A 15,822-nucleotide genomic window follows, 5' to 3' on the forward strand; every position below is an offset into this window, starting at 1 on the left:
CGCGTTGACCATAGGATGGCAGGGAGGATTTTCACATGAACAGCCAAGGTCGTCATTTCCTGCAGATTCCTGGGCCGAGCCCGGTGCCCGAGCGCGTGCTGCGGGCCATCGGCATGCCGGTGATCGACCATCGCGGTCCGGAATTTCAAAAGCTTGGACGGGAGGTTCTGGACGGCTGCAAGTCGATCTTCAAGACGTCCGGACCCGTCATCATCTATCCGTCGTCGGGCACGGGCGCCTGGGAGGCAGCCATCGTCAATACCCTGTCGCCCGGAGACCGGGTTCTCATGGTCGAGACCGGTCATTTCGCGACGCAGTGGCGGCAGATGGCCGCTCGATGGGGGATCGAGGTCGACTTCGTCGATGGAGACTGGCGTCACGGCGTTGATCCTTCCGTCGTAGAAGCCCGCCTTGCCGAGGATCGCGCACACTCGATCAAGGCCGTGATGGTCGTCCACAACGAGACCTCGACGGGCGCGACCAGCCGCATCGCCGACGTTCGGAAGGCTATGGATCAGGCGCATCATCCCGCTCTTCTGATGGTGGATACCATCTCCTCGCTCGGCTCGTGCGAATACAAGCACGATGAATGGAATGTCGACGTCACGGTCAGCTGCTCGCAAAAAGGCCTGATGTTGCCACCGGGCCTCGGGTTCACGGCGGTCTCGAAGAAGGCACTCGCCGCCTCGAAGAGTAATAAGCTGCCGCGCTCCTATTGGGATTGGGAGGATATGCTGAAGGCGAATACAGGTGGCTCTTTCCCCTATACGCCGTCAACCAACCTGCTTTATGGGCTGCGCGAAGCAATCGCTTTGCTGCTGGAGGAGGGCCTCGACGCCGTCTTTGACCGGCATCAGCGCCTTGCGGCCGCAACCCGCGCCGCCGTTCGCGCCTGGGGGCTTGAGGTCCTGTGTCAGGAGCCGCTGGACTATTCGCCGGTGCTGACGGCCGTGCTTTTGCCTGATGGCCACGATGCCGACAGATTTCGAAAGATCGTGCTCGATAAATTCAACATGTCGCTGGGTGCAGGGCTCTCCAAACTGGCGGGCAAGGTATTTCGCATCGGCCATCTCGGGGAGTGCAATACCTTGACCCTGATGGCGGCGCTGTCCGGCATCGAGATGGGACTGGACCTGGCCGGCATCCCACATCAGGCAGGTGGTGTGATGGCCGCTATGGCCTCCCTGAAGGAGCTTGGAAACACCCGGGAGAATACGCTCAAGGTGGCGATGGCCTGACGTCATAGTCGCCGGCAATCCGATGGCCCGGGTCACTGCGAAGAGTCCAATTTTACGGTGAGGCAATTGTGCATGTTCTTGTAACCGGCGCGGCCGGGATGATCGGGCGCAAGCTCGCCGATCGACTTTTATCTGATGGCAGCATCGGACCGGCCGAGATGACGTCGCTGAAGCTGGCGGATGTGGTCCGTCCTCCCGGGGTCTATGCCAGTCATGTTCGCGTCGAGACCGCCGCCGCAGATATAACGGTTCCTGCGGAGGTCGAGACGCTTATCGCCGCGCGGCCTGATGTCATTTTTCATCTGGCCGCGATCGTATCGGGAGAGGCCGAGGCTGATTTCGACAAAGGCTACCGCATCAATTTGGACGGCACACGCAATCTCTTCGAGGCAATCCGTCTGGAAGGACTTCGCGAGCCCTACCGGCCGCGGCTCGTCTTTGCCTCATCGCTCGCCGTCTTCGGCGCTCCATTTCCCGACAAGATCGGCGACGAGTTTCATCAGACCCCGCAGACGAGCTACGGCACCCAGAAGACGATAGGAGAGCTGTTGTTGGCGGATTACAGCCGGCGCGGCATCTTCGACGGCATCGGCATCCGGTTGCCGACCATCTGCGTGCGTCCCGGCAAGCCGAACAAGGCCGCCTCGGGCTTCTTCTCAAGCATTCTTCGCGAGCCATTGATCGGGCAGGAGGCGATATTGCCGGTTCCCGAGCATGTCCGCCACTGGTTCGCCAGCCCGCGCAGCGCCATCGGATTTCTGGTGCATGCGGCGACTATCGACCTTGAGGCGGTCGGCCCACTGCGAAATCTCAACATGCCGGGCGTTTCCGCCACGGTCGGCGATCAGATTGCCGCCCTGCGGCGGATTGCCGGCGGCAACGCGGCCGGATTGATCCGCCGTCAATCGGATGAAACCGTATTGCGGATCGTCAGCGGTTGGCCGCGCGATTTCGACGCAGCGCGCGCACGCGCCCTGGGGTTTACGGCCGATGCGTCCTTTGACGAAATTATCAGGGCTCACATCGAGGATGAACTCGGTGGAAAAATTGGGATGTGAACGATGCTGTTCGGTGCCTTGCCTGCGTCCTTCAGGTCACCAAAGTAAACGGGCGTCTCGGGCGTGGGGCGCAGCATCGCCGCGCCCCACCGATTGCGTGAAGCTCACCAGGATAGTACGCCCTTGTCATTGATGAAGGTCGCCGTCCGACCATCGCTTGAAGCCGCAAGCTGTACGATGATCTCCGCCGCCTGCTCGACCGTGCGGTAGCCCGTGTTGCCGTTAAAGTCCGTCTTCGTGTATCCCGGATCCGCGCTATTGACCGTGATGCCGAACGACGCAAGCGCCTTGGAAAATGACACGGTCACTGCGTTCAGGGCCGTCTTGGAGCTGTTGTATCCGAGACTATTGACCCCATAAAATTCGCTTTTCGGATCTGTCAGGGCACCGAGCGAACCGAGCTCGCTGCTGACGTTGACGACATTGGCGGCCCCGGCGGCCTTTAGCAACGGCAGGAACGCCTGTATAATGCGGATCGGTCCGAACACGTTGATCTCATAGACCTGACGGATATCCTCCACGGTCTGCTCCGTCGGACCAACGAAAGTCCCGGGAATACCCGCATTGTTGACGAGAGCGTCCAGCTTTCCATCTTCCCGGCGAATGCGCTCGGCAGTGGCATTCACGCTTGCATCGTCTTCGACAGCGATCTCGATGACGCGCACATCGTGCCCGAGTGTACGCAGTGCCTGTGCCGCTGCCTCGCCGCGGCCAAAATCGCGCGCACCGAGCCATACGCGATAACCCATTTCTCCGAGCCGCCGGGCGGTTTCAAAGCCGATGCTCTTGTTGGCACCGGTGATCAATACATTCTTCGACACGATCGTTCTCCATTCTGATTGCCCCGCCAATATGAGATACCGGCCCGCCCATCGCGTGCCAAATACTACCGGACTCTTGCCCGATCCTGCCGAAAGCCTTGCGCAGATTGGAGCCCGTTATAATTTAACACCCATGGAAAACGGCGAAGAACTAAAGTCTCTGGTCAAACGGCATTCGCGCGGCAATCGCACGCCGACTGCGATTCCTCGTGTCGGTCTGATGTATGCAGAGCGGACAACCGAGCCGACCGCGGGCATGACGGAACCCATCATGTGTCTGGTACTCCAGGGAGCAAAGGCGATCACCTGCGGCGAGAATGTCTTGCACTATGCGACGGGCAGCTACTTCGTTGCCTCTATCGAGGTTCCTGTCTTCGGCAGAATTTCCGAAGCAAGCCATGTGAAACCCTTTCTCGGCGTCTCATTCAACTTTCATCCTCGCCAGATTGCCGATCTGGTGATCGAAATGCCGGAAATGGACGATCCGGAATTCCTGTGTGGCCTTGGCGTCAGTCCCTCCGATCCGCAACTCGAAGACGCCTTTCTACGAATGCTGCGGCTTCTCGACAGACCGGACGAAATTTCCATCATGGCACCCCTGATCGAGCGGGAGATCCTGTTTCGGCTGTTGCAGGGACCTCAAGGCGCGAAATTTCGGCAGATCGCACAGGTCGACGGGCGCCAATCTCAAGTCAGGCGGGCACTCGCCTGGATTCGCGACCACTTTACGGAACCGTTCAAGGTCGAAGACCTGGCGCAGATGACAGGGATGAGCATCTCGGTGTTCCACCGCCATTTCAAGGCGGCGACGACAATGACACCCATTCAATATCAAAAACGGTTTCGCCTTCATGAGGCGCGTCGACGCCTTCTGGAGACCCCGGGCGACGCCGCTGGCGTCGCTTTCGCCGTCGGCTACGAAAGCGCGTCTCAATTCAGTCGGGAATACGCACGGCTATTTGGACTTCCGCCCGCCCGTGATGCAAGCCGACTTCGGGCAAAGGCATCTGCACACTCGGCGTCGGAGACGTCCGATGATACTGAAAAGAAAATAGAATTCGCAGACTAAGCGCTTGATCCTCCGTAAAGAGACTACACAGGTCTGCGGCAGGCGAATTGTGTTCCTGTCATGGCTTTCCGAGGTCAGGACGCGGATTTGCTCTTGCTGCGCTTCAGCGCCGTCAGCAGATAATCCTGGATGACAGCCTGCAGATTGTCGGTCGAGTCGCGGACCTCTTTCATCGAGGCTTGGACAGCCGCCTCGTCGAGGGGCGAGGCGGCCATCGCGGACGCCAGACCGGCGCGGGCACGGCGGAGGTCCCGCAGCGCCGCGAAGGTGCGCGGCCGGTTTTCGCGCATGACGCGGCGAAATTCCTGCCTCACATCGGGCGGATAGATGCTGGCGACGCTATCGACGAGGCTGCCGGCTGATGCGCCTTCACGCAGGCCGTGAGCGGCATAGCCGACCAAAAAGACGTTCAGCGCGACCGAAAGGCCGAACAGGATGAGGACCACCGTCCAGATCGATCGCCGCGTCATAGCGCATTCTCCATGCCGTCATGGGTGGAAAGGTCAAGAAACACGGCGCTTGCCGGCGCACCCGTTGCCAGCGCCAGCAGCCTCGCGTCGAGAGCATCACCCTCGGAGGCCGCCAGCTGATAGCCGCCAGCCGCGAGAGCCAGGACGAGCAGTGTGCTGCACGCCGTGATCGCTGCCGGCCGCAGCAGAAAAGCGGAAAGCCGCGTGCCGAGCCTCCGGTCGTGGTCGGCGTCGATGCGCGCGAGTACCTGGCTTGCCATGCGCCGCTCGTCGACATTGTTCAGCGCCGCTTCCAGAACCAGGTGATCGAGAGCCTCGTCTCGATCAGGCAAATCATGCGTTCCCGCGAGCAGAAAAAGCGCCTGCTGCCGGTAGGGCGCCGGCCATTCCGCAACGTCGTTGCCAAAGCGAAGCGTCAGTTGCTTGAATTCGTCCTCTGTCATCACACGTTCCTTTCGCGGCCGTCGGAGGCCGCCACATGATCCCGCAGACCGCGGCGGGCGCGGACGAGCAACTGTTCGGCCGAGCCAATACTGGTACCCATGACCTCGGCAATGGCCGGGACGTCAAGATCCGCCACCACCTTCAAGAGCAACGCCATGCGCTGCCGCTGCGGAAGCGCAGCGATGCCGTCGCGCACGATCGACAATTCCTGCCGGTCCGAAACCCTTGCCTCGGCATCGGGCGCTTCCGACGCCGGATCGCTTTCAAGATCGTCGAGCCCGATGAAATTGCGCAGGAATCGCCTCCGGCGCTGGTCGATACAGCGGTTGGCAGCAATCTTGTAGAGCCATGTCGAGACGCGTGCCTTTTGCGGATCGTAGCGGCTGGCATTTTTCCAAGCGGTCACGAACACGTCCTGCACGACATCCTCCGCATCGCTGGAATTGCCGAGATAGCGTGCGGCAAAGCTTTGCAGGCCGCGGCCGTGGCGGGCAATAAGCTCTGCAAGCGATCGCTGACTGCCAGCCGCAATCCGCGCCATCAGGTCATCGTCTTCGCGTTGCACCGGTCTTTCCACGACGACAGGTTCCTCGGCTTCAACGGCGAAAACGGCGAAAACCGACCCAGTGCCGACCGCCGGGACCAGTAAAACTGCCGACGGACCGTGTCCGGAATGGTCCGTGCGCCGACAGCCGCTGGCCGGAAAAGGTCTTGCCATTTGCGGTGACACCGGAATAGCTCCTGGAGCAGCGTGTCACAATGCCCGCCCCACAGCTGGAGCTGGAGGTATAGCTGCCGCCCTTGGTGCCGGTCCGCGTCGTCGTGCCCGAATAGACGCCGTTGCCCTCATTGGTCACGCTTCTACTGATCTGCCGCCGGCTGCCGTCGTCCTCGTCCATTCCTCGGCGCCGGCCGACCCTGCGGTCGAAGCGACGAGAATCGTAGCGAGCAAGAGACGAGAGAATTTGAAATAGGTGAGCATGTTTGGAGCTCCTTCGTTTGAGACTCCTGCGGATCAGTCGTGGTGACCCGCAAAGAGATTGCGGACGAGGGCGGCTTCACTAGGACTGATCTTGCCGTCGCTATTCCGGTCGGCGAGATCGAAAAGAGACATGTCGGCTAAGAACTCGTCGGCCGAAACCTTGCCGTCGCCATTGGTATCCAGACGCCGCATCGCAATGCTGAGCCTTGCTTCTGCCGCCTCCGCCCGCGCCATGATGGCGTCGCTTGCGCCGTCGATTTCATCCTTGTCGATCACACCGTCGCCATTGCGGTCGAGCCTGGAAAACAGGTGCTGACGGGCGGCAAGCGCCTCCTCTTTCGAGATCACGCCGTCACCATTGGTATCGGCCGCTCGGAAGATGCGGTCGCCGGTTGCGTCCTGCGCGTGGGCGCTAAGCGGCGCGAACCCGATGAGTAGCGCCGCGAACATGGTCGAAGTCCTCATGATAACAATCCTTTCTATTGGTTTGGCCGCTCCGTCGGCGACCTCATCTGCCGATACGTCGTCCCGCCTCTCCTCCTACGTCGTCAGCGAAAAGAATCCCGCCCGACATTTCGGCGGCCTCAGCTTCCCCGCCGATCAAAGTTCAGTCGCCTCGCGTAGGAGCGAGGCCCGCGCTGCGTAGAGGCTTGCAGAAAGACGGACCGTGGTGGGCCGCCTCTCTTCGCAATGGAGACGAGAATGAGAAGAACGATCGCAATCCTTGGATCGCTGTTGCTTGCGAGCTGCAGTGCGATGGCCTCCGATCGGGAGCGTGCGCGGGACATGTTTCGCGAACTGGACACGAACGGCGACCGTAAGCTGGAATTCAGCGAGATCGAAGCGGCGAGAGCGAGACTATTTGATCGGCTGGATGTCAATCGCAACGGCGTTCTCGATCCGCAGGAGATCCAGGCGGCGGTCGAGAGCGCGAAGTCTGCAAAGGGCGCCGGCGCCGGTATGCAACTTGCCGATCTGCAGCAGCGCAAAGCCATGATGGATAGAAATGGCGATGGAAAGATCTCGCGTGACGAATTCGCCAGCTTCATCCCCGATCGGTTGATCAAGGCCGATGCCGATGGCGACCAGGCACTCTCGCTTGAAGAACTGAGGTCGTTGCGCCGGTAACGGGCATGTCGCGTATTTTGGACAGGATCAGGACCATCACGATGATGAAAGTTTCAATTGTCACCGGCGTGGCTCTGCTGGTGCTCGCTAGTTTAATGCAGCCAGCAGAGGCGACCCCACTGCCACTGATGCCGAACGCCGTCGTCGGCACGGGGAATATGACGGAGATCTATTTTCGTCGCGGCTTCTATGTGGCCGGCGGCTTCTATTATTACAACGGATACAGGGGGGTCTACGGCTTTCGGCCGGGCTATCGTTATTATAACGGCTACTGGTTCCCAGCGACCGCCTTTGTCGCCGGCGTAGCGGCAGGAGCGGTCGCGGTGGCCCCGCCGCCGCCATTGCCGCCGCGTCTCCCGGCGGCACATGTGCAATGGTGCTACGATCATTATGCGTCCTATCGCGAATGGGATAACACCTATTTGCCCTATGGCGGGCCTCGTCGGCAATGCTGGTCACCCTACGATTGATCATCGATCTCCGGCAGACAGGAGCGGCGCGACGGTTGCCTTCATCCCTTGATTTGTGAGGAATCGTCTCCGCGCCTGCGTAGGAAGACGGCAGATGCGATATGGGCCGGATAACCGGCCCATCCACCGCTAATACTACTCCACCGGAGCCGGTACGGCAGCAGCGCCATTCCGGTGCCCGAGGCGATCTGCCACCAGCATCGATAGCATCATTTCCACGAGGCCATTGCTTGCGCCCTTCTCGCCGCCGGCGCCGCCGACCTGGATTTGCGGGACAAGCGGCAGCCTGCCGTTTTCGATCGCTTCGGCGAAGCGCATGAGGACCTGCGAGTTGAGCTGGTAGTCCGGGCCACCGAAGGCTGCGACCTTTTTCTCAGTGGCTTCGGCTTCCGCCAGACCGACGGCGCGTGTCTTTTCGGCATCCGCAAAACCGGTCGCCTTGATGCGTTCGGCGTCGGCAAGCGCGATGGCCTTGATCCGGTCGGCCTCGCCGAGGCCGGCAAGGCGCACCTTTTCGGCTTCCGCCTTCGCGGTTACCTGGATCGTTTCCGCCTGCTGGCGGGTACGGGCAAGCTGCGCCTTGCCCTCGTTCTCGCTGATTTCGATGGCGAGCGCTGATGTGGTGATCTGGGTCTGCTGCTCGGCGAGCGCCTGCTTTTCGCGCAAGGTGCGCTCCTGGACGGCGGCTACCTCTTGCAGCTTGTAGGTCTCGACCTTCTCGACGGCGATCTGGCGCTCGCGCAGCTGGATCAGGATCTGCTCGATGCTGTTCTGGCCCTGGCTGGCGCGCGGTGTGCCGATGAGCACCTCCTGGAGCTCAAGGCTGTAGGAGGCAAATTTCTCCCGCATTTCCTCGCCGGATTTGCGCTGGATTTCGCTGCGCTCCTGCAGCAGCTGGATCAAGGTCTTGGTTTGGGCAATATTCTTGAAATAGGCCGAGACCATCGGATCGAGTGTCTGCTCGACCAGCCGCTTGATGTCGCCGAAACGCTGTACGACCAGCGGCGCCTTCATATAGTCGATATGCACGACGACCGAGAGCGGAAGCATCGGCTCGAAGGCGTCCTTGGTGATCAGCGAGACTTCGGATAGGTTTTCGTCGAGCCGGTGCTCACCGAACTGCTCCTTGGTCCATTTGAGAACGAAGTTGGTGGTGGGCACGATGACGATATTGCCGGCATAGGTATTGAAGGCATATTTGCCTGGCAGCAGCGGTGTCGACCAGACGCCTCGTGCACCGGTTTCCACCAGCTCGCCATGGCGATAGGACTGGCCGGAAATATCGGCGCCGCGCTGGCCTGTATAAGAGACCACGACGCCGACCGTGCCGACCTCGACGATCGTTTTCTCGACCAGTTCCACGGTCGCGAAGATGCGATTGAGGAAATAACTGCCGTCGGCAAGAACCTGCAACTGCCGGCCGCGATAACCGCCGGCATTGAGAAACTTTTCCGGATCCTGGAAATTGTTGTGGAAGTTCGGATTTTTGGGATCGTCGGCGACGGTCGGCGCGATGATTTCTCCCACCGGCAGCGCCGGACCGTCATGGATGGTGACGATGCCGATCATGTCCTCGGCATTGTGAATGACGACTGGCTCGAAGCCGTTCCGCTCCGTGATGAGCTGCGACATATTCTCGAACAATCTCTGTTCGGAAGCGCTAAGATTGATGGAATGCGTCGATTGCGCGGTCAATACGATGAACTGCGCGAGATTGATGGCATAGGTTCCTTCGCGCAGGATCTTGCGCTGCGGTCCCTTCTGGCCGCCCTTCGTGAGAAAGCCACGCACGTCCTGAAAGTCGTCGGCTTCGACATTGGAGGCAAGTGTCTGGGTCGGCGGCAGGGGCACGCCGTCGCGGGCGAAGACATAGCCGATCTGACCTTGGGGGATCGTCACGAGATTGGCACGGTGCATCGAATACTGAAACGGCATGAAGAGATGCAGGCCGCCGCGCACGACTTCCGGCTGAAAACCAGCCTCGCCGTTGAGCGCAATGAAGCCGTTGCGAACGGAGCCGCGAAAGCTCCAGAGTTTTTCGAGGATGCCGAGCCGGTCATTGGGGATATAGCGGACCACGCCGCTCCATCGAAACAGGATTACCAACACCACGACCGCAACGGCGATCGCGATTGCCTTCCATTCCATCGGACTAAGATATTGTAGGGCTTCCATCTTTTCTGTCCTATAGGCGTACGGGTTCGTCCACCCGACAACCGCCCGGTTGGTGTTTCATAAGACGGGGAGATTGCGCACCTCAGCGTTCGACGCAGCATGACAATGTCGGACGACAGATCTGCTCAATGTTTGGGAAAGTTGCAGCGCGTCCCAGGTCCCCCGCCGGGACGCCGCAGGTCGTGAGTGTTCTCACATCGGTGTTGCCTTGATAGACATAACGATGAATGAGGTAAGGATTACGTCTTCAGGTTTAAAGATGTCCGGGGCGGAAAGCGAATAAATACTTCCAACTGCATGATCATTTCGAGCATTCAATTCTATTGAGTTGCATCGCCTCAGCAGCATCGTCTCATCAGGCAGGACGGCATGGTTCCGCATATTTCAATTCCCGTTCGCCCGCCGCAGAAAAGTTGCTGCGCAACTGGCTTGAGAATATCGTCTTCGAGTCCTTTTCGGGACATATCTTGCCCTTGGACGAGGTGGCATGGGGATCACACTCCTAAATCCGTGGGATCACGGGGCATAGCCACGGATCGAGGCCCTTCTTACCGGATTCGAAATCACTGTTCCTGACGCCAATACCCCAAAGCATCTACTGCGCAACCTGATCCGCTAGGGGAGATTTCTCGAGCTCGTGCGGCTGACCCCTCGTGGGCCTGGATGGCTGGGAACGGTACGCACGGCTCGCCCGCGGCCTGATCCTCAGCGCCGAGGAAAGCGGCTATGTGCAATCCATGCAGATGATCGGAGCTTCCTCGCCGCGCATCTATATCGGCCAGATCCTCCCCAATATCGCCGGCGCCCTCGTCGTCCATCTGACGCTGAATTTTCCCCGCACCATCATCCTGGAGACGGCCTTGTCCTTCCTCGGCCTCGGCGTCCAGCCGCCGTTGACCTCGCTCGGCCAGATGCTCGGCCAGGGGCGGACCTATCTGCTCAATGCCTGGTGGATGTCCGTCATGCCGGGCTAGTCATCTTCGCTACGACCATTTCGGTTTGCATTATTGGCGATTGGCTGCGCGATCGGCTGGATTCCTACACGCTGACACGCTGACAATCATTGTCACCCGCAGTCATCTCGATCACGCCGCTTCCTCAAGTTCGCCGAACCTGCCACAATCGCGCCGATCGAATGGCGGCAAGGAAAGAAAATGCGCTCGTCCAAAATCATACATGTGGTTACGTGCCACGCCGAAGGCGAGGTCGGCGATGTGATCGTTGGCGGCGTCGCGCCTCCTCCAGGCGATACGATCTGGGAACAGTCGCGCTGGATCGCCGCCGATAAAACCTTGAGGAACTTCGTGCTCAACGAGCCGCGGGGAGGGGTCTTCCGCCACGTCAATCTTTTGGTCCCGCCGAAGAACCCGAAAGCCCAGATGGGCTGGATCATCATGGAACCGGAGGACACTCCGCCGATGTCCGGATCGAATTCGATTTGCGTTTCGACCGTGCTACTCGACAGCGGAATCATTGCGATGACGGAACCCGTGACGAGGATGATTCTGGAAGCTCCCGCCGGTCTGGTCGAGGTTGAAGCCGAATGCCGGAATGGCAAGGCAGAGCGGATCACCGTCACCAACGTCAAGAGCTTTGCTCAGAAGCTCGATGCCAGCCTTGACGTGCCTGATATCGGAACTTTGAAAGTGGACACCGCCTATGGTGGCGACAGTTTCGTGGTGGTCGATCCGGAACAGGTCGGGATAGACCTCATCCCCGAGAACGCGCGTCTGATCGCCGAAACCGGGATCAAGATCACCAACGCTGCAAACCGGCAGCTTGGCTTTTCCCATCCGGAAGATACCGGCTGGAACCATATTTCCTTCTGCCTCTTCGCGGGCAAGCCCTACCATGAAGATGGCGAGTTGACTGCCAAATCGGTCGTCGCCATTCAACCCGGAAAGATCGACCGCTCGCCGACGGGCACCGCCGTGTCGGCACGCATGGCTCTTCTAAACGCACGTGGCGAACTAAGGGAAGGCGAGAGCCTGACAGGCATTTCGATCATCGGCACGAAGTTTGTCGGCAAAATCGTTATGGAAACGACCATCGCCGGTCAGAAGGCTATCGTTCCGTCGATCACCGGCCGGGCCTGGATCAGCGGGACATCGCAGTTGATGCTCGATCCGTCCGATCCTTTCCCAGGCGGTTATAAGCTTTCAGACACCTGGCCAAAGCTCACGTAGTCGGTCGAAGAGGGGATAGAATCCCTGGCCGCATGACCTTCTCCCAAGCCGTTCGCCAGGCCTGGCGCGACGTCAAAATGAAACAAACGCGCTGGCACTGCACTTTCCATCCGGGCACTGCACTCTAGCTGTGTTTGCATGAAGGACTTCTTCGTTGAGCTTGAAGAACGCATAACGTGGTTGCCGGAGTGGGCGATCAGCTTGGTGCTAATCGTCTGTGCGATTGCCATCGGCCTTGTCGCGCATCGGATCTTTTACAATGTGCTGACACGGGTCGTGGCCGAGTGGGACCTGTTCTGGCGCTCGCTCGTGACGCGCACCAAGCGACCGGCCCGCTTCGCCATCGTTCTCGCCGCGCTTGCCTTTGCCGTTTCGGTTTCACCGCTGACCGATCTCCAGGCTTCCATAGTGCGTCATCTGTTGGTGATTTGCTTCATCGCGGCACTTGCCTGGATGACAAAGACCGCAAAGCATATCTGGATGACGGTCTATCTGAGGCGTTTCAAGCTCGACGCCGAAGACAATCTTCTGGCGCGCAAGCATGTAACGCAGTCGCGCATCATGGAACGGATCGTCGATCTCCTGATCATTACGATCGCGCTGGCGGCGATGCTGATGACGTTCGACGAAGTCCGCCAATATGGGGGGTCAGTCTGCTCGCTTCCGCCGGCGCTGCTGGCATCGTCGTCGGTCTGGCGCTGCAGCCGGTTCTGAAAAACCTGTTTGCGGGTATACAGCTAGCAATCACTCAGCCGATCCGCATTGACGATGCGCTGCTTGTCGAGGGCGAATGGGGTAACGTCGAGGAGATCACATCGACCTACGTCGTCGTGAAGCTCTGGGACTGGAGGCGGCTGGTTTTGCCGCTCAGCTATTTCATTGAGAACCCGTTTCAGAACTGGACGAGGGAAAGCTCCGCCCTTATCGGAACGGTCATGATCTACCTGGACTACGGCATCCCCGTGGAAGCGATCCGCAGGAAGGTCGAGGAAGTCGTCAATGCCTCTCCTCGATGGGACCGGCGCGTCGTGAACGTCGCGGTGACCGATTTCAAGGACAGCGTCATGGAAATCCGTATTCTGGCGTCTTCCTTCAATTCCGGCAAAACCTTCGACCTGCGCTGCGAGATCCGGGAAAAACTAATTGAGTTTATTCAACGCGAATATCCCCATGCTCTTCCTCGCCTGCGTGCCGAGGTGGATCGTCGCGGCGCCGAGGTAGCCCGCGCCGCTGAATGATGCGCAGTGCGCATGACATTCGGATGGTCTTCGGCAAACCAACCAACAGCATGTCGAGCCTGCCCCGACCTAGGCTTCGGCCTTCAGTGCGTGCTTCACCCGCAATATTGCCATGCACACGGCACCTATGACGATAGGAATCGACACCAGCATCACCAGCGGGCTGATATGATATCCCGCATGATCGGCGGTCTCGAACACGACTTTCAGCAGGTTCAGCAGGTAATAGCTGATGGCGATGATCGAAAAACCTTCGACGGCACGCTGTATCTTCACTTGCGTTGCCGCCCGTTCGGCCATCGCCTGAATCTGGATCGCGTTCTGGTGCTCGATCTCGACCTGTATGCGGGTCTGGAGCAAATTGATCAGATGGCTCGTCGCTTGAGATAGTTGATCAAGGCGGAGCGCCGTCGCCTCGCAGGTTCGAACAGCGGGCTTGAATCTCCTGTCGACGAAAGTTCCGAAGCGCTGAAACCCGGGAACATGTGTCTCGCGCAGCAAGGTGATCCGTTCATCGACGATCTTGGCATAGGCCGCCGTTGCGCCAAACCGATTGCGGGTCTCGGCCGCAGCCGAGATGATCTGGGAGGCGAGAAGCGTAATGTCCGCCAGGAGTTGCTTGTGTCCATCCGGCGGTATGACGACGTTTCGGTTGGTCAGCTCTACGAGTGTTTCGTCATAGGTGCGGATAAGCGGCGCAAGCCTGTGAGCTTCCGGCAGGCCGAGCAAAGCCATCGATCGATAGGTTTCGATCTCGAAAATGCGCCGGACCATTCTTCCCAGTCGATGCGCGTTCAGGTCCTTGTTGAAGAGCAGGATGCGACTTGAGCGGTCGGAGCGCACGCGGAAATCCGAGCAAACCACGGCCGAACCGCCCCCTATCGTGGACGCGGCGGAGTCGCCAAAGTCGAACGAGGCAAGGACCGGACCCAACCTCGTGGGGGCATCACCCATGACAAGGATCCCCACCCGGCAGACGAAGCTCGGTGCAGCGATCCCGGTCAAGGCGGCAACATCGTCCTCCGACAGTCGCGATGTCGGCCATGTCCCGGCTTCACCATCCAGCTTTCGCAGGCAGGTGACGGTCAGGAATTCGGTGTGTCGTTCAACGCGAATTGAGAGATCGCCATCGTTCGAGCGGGAGTCGTGAAAACCATGATGGAAATTGGCTGCGGCTTTCTCCGGCATGACCGCAATATGCTCGACGAAGGCCGGACCATCGAAGTAAATCGAAGGGCGCGCGTGAAGCTCCGCGTTAAAATCCAACGGCATTCTGACAACATCCCCCACGATGCGATTCCTGCCAAACTACGGAAAGCAAAGTGGCAAGGAAAGCGAATACTGCTCAACGAATTGGCGCGGGCGGGGGCCAGCTAGCCGTGAAAGCCGGGGAGGGGTGGCTGCAACGAATTGCAGTGCTAACGCGGCTAGCTAATCGTTTAATCAAAGGATTTCTGTCGAAAACACAATCCCCCAATTCTGGCCCCTGATTTTCGGCTGTTGCCGATCGCGCCGTTATGACCAGACGCCTGCCAACAGGTTGCCAACCAGAGGCACGCTCTTCTCGTTTCCGTATTGATCGCGAACGGAGATCGCCGTCTTCATCTGCTTCGGTGAAGTCCGAAACCAGTTCGTCGCTACGGTGGCGAGGTCACCGATCATCGGGTTCTTGCGCCAGGCTGCAAAGCGCTCGGCCATGGCGTCCGGCTCGGCGTTGTAAAAGAAATCCCCGGACCGACCAAGATCGTTGATCGACGAGGCCATTGATGACAGCGGCCGCTGGAACATTTTTGAAGGAAGCCTCAGGTCCGGAGCGCTTTTCGGGAAGGCTGGTGCCATGAAATCGATCGCCCATCCGTCGGCCTCGACCCAGCAATGGAAATTCTCGCCCGCCCCGGTGACGTAACCATCTTCGCGATGATCGGCAAAGAGGATGCGCTTTCCGCCCAGATTATATGCCGCGAGCCCGCCTCTCGGCTTCGCCTCGATCTTGAAGTGATGTCCGAGAATGAATGCGCCGAATGTCGAGAAATACATCGATGCAGTCGCGGGATTGGCGTTCTCGTTGATCAGCAGGCTGTTGATGACACGATATATCCGATGATAGTCGCTCTGCTTGATCAGCATGTTGGTATCCTTGGGGGCTCGATTTCGGCCCTGCCTAAGCCACAGCGCCATGGATGTAAACGTCAGGCGATCGCGGCGCGTTGAATCTCGGTGGGATGCCGGATGGCGGCGAGACCATTGCCTGTCAGCGGGAATTGCAAACTCCCATTGCAAACTCGCAGCACCTTGGATATTGGACCGCCCTCTGCCGTCCGTCTCAAAACACGGGTGAATTCTAGAATCCGGCTGCTGCTCTACCGGCGGCCGGCCAAATTATTATGTGTGTGTATGATCAGCGCAAGAAAACGCAAATTGATCGTGCCCCAGGAGATGGTGTAACTGGCGGGAGATAGCAAAGCCGAGTGCCTGCGCGCTTCTCGTTGCGCTGTAGCGGGTGATCGGCTTTGCGGGCGGCCATCAGTGTTTTCCGCTAGGGT

At 59.4% G+C, this 15,822-nt stretch carries 18 protein-coding genes and 1 pseudogene; 10 read left to right on the plus strand and 9 right to left on the minus strand.

Features of this window, described 5'->3' with window-relative positions; genetic code table 11:
- Positions 1-35 precede the first annotated feature (35 nt).
- On the plus strand, positions 36-1,238 hold the full coding sequence (locus DTW90_RS34775) for an aminotransferase class V-fold PLP-dependent enzyme (protein WP_149344498.1): 1,203 nt from the start codon (positions 36-38) through the stop codon (positions 1,236-1,238).
- A 68-nt stretch (positions 1,239-1,306) separates the two neighbouring features.
- Positions 1,307-2,296, plus strand: coding sequence for a D-erythronate dehydrogenase (gene denD / locus DTW90_RS34780; RefSeq protein WP_149344500.1), 990 nt, complete (start codon positions 1,307-1,309; stop codon positions 2,294-2,296).
- 104 nt (positions 2,297-2,400) lie between these two features.
- Here denD and DTW90_RS34785 read toward each other — a convergent pair whose 3' ends face one another.
- Positions 2,401-3,117 carry an SDR family oxidoreductase gene (locus DTW90_RS34785; RefSeq protein ID WP_188080168.1) on the minus strand — a complete coding sequence of 239 codons (717 nt, stop codon included), beginning with the start codon at positions 3,115-3,117 and terminating at the stop codon, positions 2,401-2,403.
- A 133-nt stretch (positions 3,118-3,250) separates the two neighbouring features.
- On the opposite strand from DTW90_RS34785, the gene DTW90_RS34790 reads away from it, so the two are divergent.
- A complete protein-coding gene (locus DTW90_RS34790) occupies positions 3,251-4,186 on the plus strand; it encodes an AraC family transcriptional regulator (RefSeq protein WP_149344502.1) in 936 nt (311 codons plus the stop codon).
- A 74-nt stretch (positions 4,187-4,260) separates the two neighbouring features.
- On the opposite strand, the gene DTW90_RS34795 is transcribed toward DTW90_RS34790, so the two are convergent.
- From DTW90_RS34795 to DTW90_RS34815, 5 genes are all read right to left on the minus strand, one after another.
- On the minus strand, positions 4,261-4,656 hold the full coding sequence (locus tag DTW90_RS34795) for a periplasmic heavy metal sensor (RefSeq protein WP_149344504.1): 396 nt from the start codon (positions 4,654-4,656) through the stop codon (positions 4,261-4,263).
- Positions 4,653-5,099 (minus strand): hypothetical protein, encoded by a 447-nt coding sequence (locus tag DTW90_RS34800; protein WP_149344506.1) that lies wholly within the window; start codon positions 5,097-5,099, stop codon positions 4,653-4,655. Before DTW90_RS34800 ends, DTW90_RS34795 begins: the two co-directional genes overlap by 4 nt.
- Positions 5,099-5,665 carry a sigma-70 family RNA polymerase sigma factor gene (locus DTW90_RS34805; protein WP_246665168.1) on the minus strand — a complete coding sequence of 189 codons (567 nt, stop codon included), beginning with the start codon at positions 5,663-5,665 and terminating at the stop codon, positions 5,099-5,101. Before DTW90_RS34805 ends, DTW90_RS34800 begins: the two co-directional genes overlap by 1 nt.
- A gap of 31 nt (positions 5,666-5,696) precedes the next feature.
- Positions 5,697-5,999: a hypothetical protein gene (locus DTW90_RS34810; RefSeq protein WP_246665169.1), complete on the minus strand. Its 303-nt coding sequence runs from the start codon at positions 5,997-5,999 to the stop codon at positions 5,697-5,699.
- A 116-nt stretch (positions 6,000-6,115) separates the two neighbouring features.
- Positions 6,116-6,547, minus strand: a complete 432-nt coding sequence (locus DTW90_RS34815) for an EF-hand domain-containing protein (RefSeq protein WP_149344508.1) — start codon at positions 6,545-6,547, stop codon at positions 6,116-6,118.
- Between the two features lie 237 nt (positions 6,548-6,784).
- Here DTW90_RS34815 and DTW90_RS34820 point away from each other — a divergent pair, with 237 nt between their 5' ends.
- Together DTW90_RS34820 and DTW90_RS34825 are read left to right on the plus strand one after the other, a co-directional pair.
- On the plus strand, positions 6,785-7,210 hold the full coding sequence (locus DTW90_RS34820) for an EF-hand domain-containing protein (RefSeq protein WP_149344510.1): 426 nt from the start codon (positions 6,785-6,787) through the stop codon (positions 7,208-7,210).
- A 41-nt stretch (positions 7,211-7,251) separates the two neighbouring features.
- Positions 7,252-7,680, plus strand: a complete 429-nt coding sequence (locus tag DTW90_RS34825; protein ID WP_188080169.1) for a BA14K family protein — start codon at positions 7,252-7,254, stop codon at positions 7,678-7,680.
- Between the two features lie 135 nt (positions 7,681-7,815).
- Here the strand turns inward: DTW90_RS34825 and DTW90_RS34830 are convergent, their stop codons facing one another.
- On the minus strand, positions 7,816-9,855 hold the full coding sequence (locus tag DTW90_RS34830) for a flotillin family protein (RefSeq protein WP_149344512.1): 2,040 nt from the start codon (positions 9,853-9,855) through the stop codon (positions 7,816-7,818).
- A gap of 653 nt (positions 9,856-10,508) precedes the next feature.
- Here DTW90_RS34830 and DTW90_RS34840 point away from each other — a divergent pair.
- The 5 genes and pseudogenes from DTW90_RS34840 to DTW90_RS38210 all read left to right on the plus strand — a co-directional run bounded on the left by DTW90_RS34840 (position 10,509) and on the right by DTW90_RS38210 (position 13,279).
- Entirely contained in the window at positions 10,509-10,829 is a 321-nt protein-coding gene (locus DTW90_RS34840; protein WP_246665170.1) for an ABC transporter permease subunit, read from the plus strand.
- Positions 10,830-11,009: 180 nt separating this feature from the next.
- On the plus strand, positions 11,010-12,041 hold the full coding sequence (locus DTW90_RS34845) for a proline racemase family protein (protein ID WP_149344514.1): 1,032 nt from the start codon (positions 11,010-11,012) through the stop codon (positions 12,039-12,041).
- Positions 12,042-12,179: 138 nt separating this feature from the next.
- Positions 12,180-12,755 carry a hypothetical protein gene (locus DTW90_RS37950; RefSeq protein ID WP_246665171.1) on the plus strand — a complete coding sequence of 192 codons (576 nt, stop codon included), beginning with the start codon at positions 12,180-12,182 and terminating at the stop codon, positions 12,753-12,755.
- Between the two features lie 47 nt (positions 12,756-12,802).
- A pseudogene (locus DTW90_RS38205) lies at positions 12,803-12,889 on the plus strand (hypothetical protein); the annotation flags it as partial.
- A gap of 87 nt (positions 12,890-12,976) precedes the next feature.
- Positions 12,977-13,279 (plus strand): hypothetical protein, encoded by a 303-nt coding sequence (locus DTW90_RS38210; RefSeq protein ID WP_348642686.1) that lies wholly within the window; start codon positions 12,977-12,979, stop codon positions 13,277-13,279.
- Positions 13,280-13,348: 69 nt separating this feature from the next.
- Here DTW90_RS38210 and DTW90_RS34855 read toward each other — a convergent pair whose 3' ends face one another.
- Together DTW90_RS34855 and DTW90_RS34860 are read right to left on the minus strand one after the other, a co-directional pair.
- Positions 13,349-14,551, minus strand: coding sequence for a DUF3422 domain-containing protein (locus tag DTW90_RS34855; protein WP_149344516.1), 1,203 nt, complete (start codon positions 14,549-14,551; stop codon positions 13,349-13,351).
- A gap of 243 nt (positions 14,552-14,794) precedes the next feature.
- Positions 14,795-15,406 carry a DUF2026 family protein gene (locus DTW90_RS34860; RefSeq protein WP_132528123.1) on the minus strand — a complete coding sequence of 204 codons (612 nt, stop codon included), beginning with the start codon at positions 15,404-15,406 and terminating at the stop codon, positions 14,795-14,797.
- Positions 15,407-15,822: the final 416 nt, after the last annotated feature.

The organism is Neorhizobium sp. P12A (assembly GCF_008365395.1).
Lineage (GTDB): Bacteria > Pseudomonadota > Alphaproteobacteria > Rhizobiales > Rhizobiaceae > Rhizobium.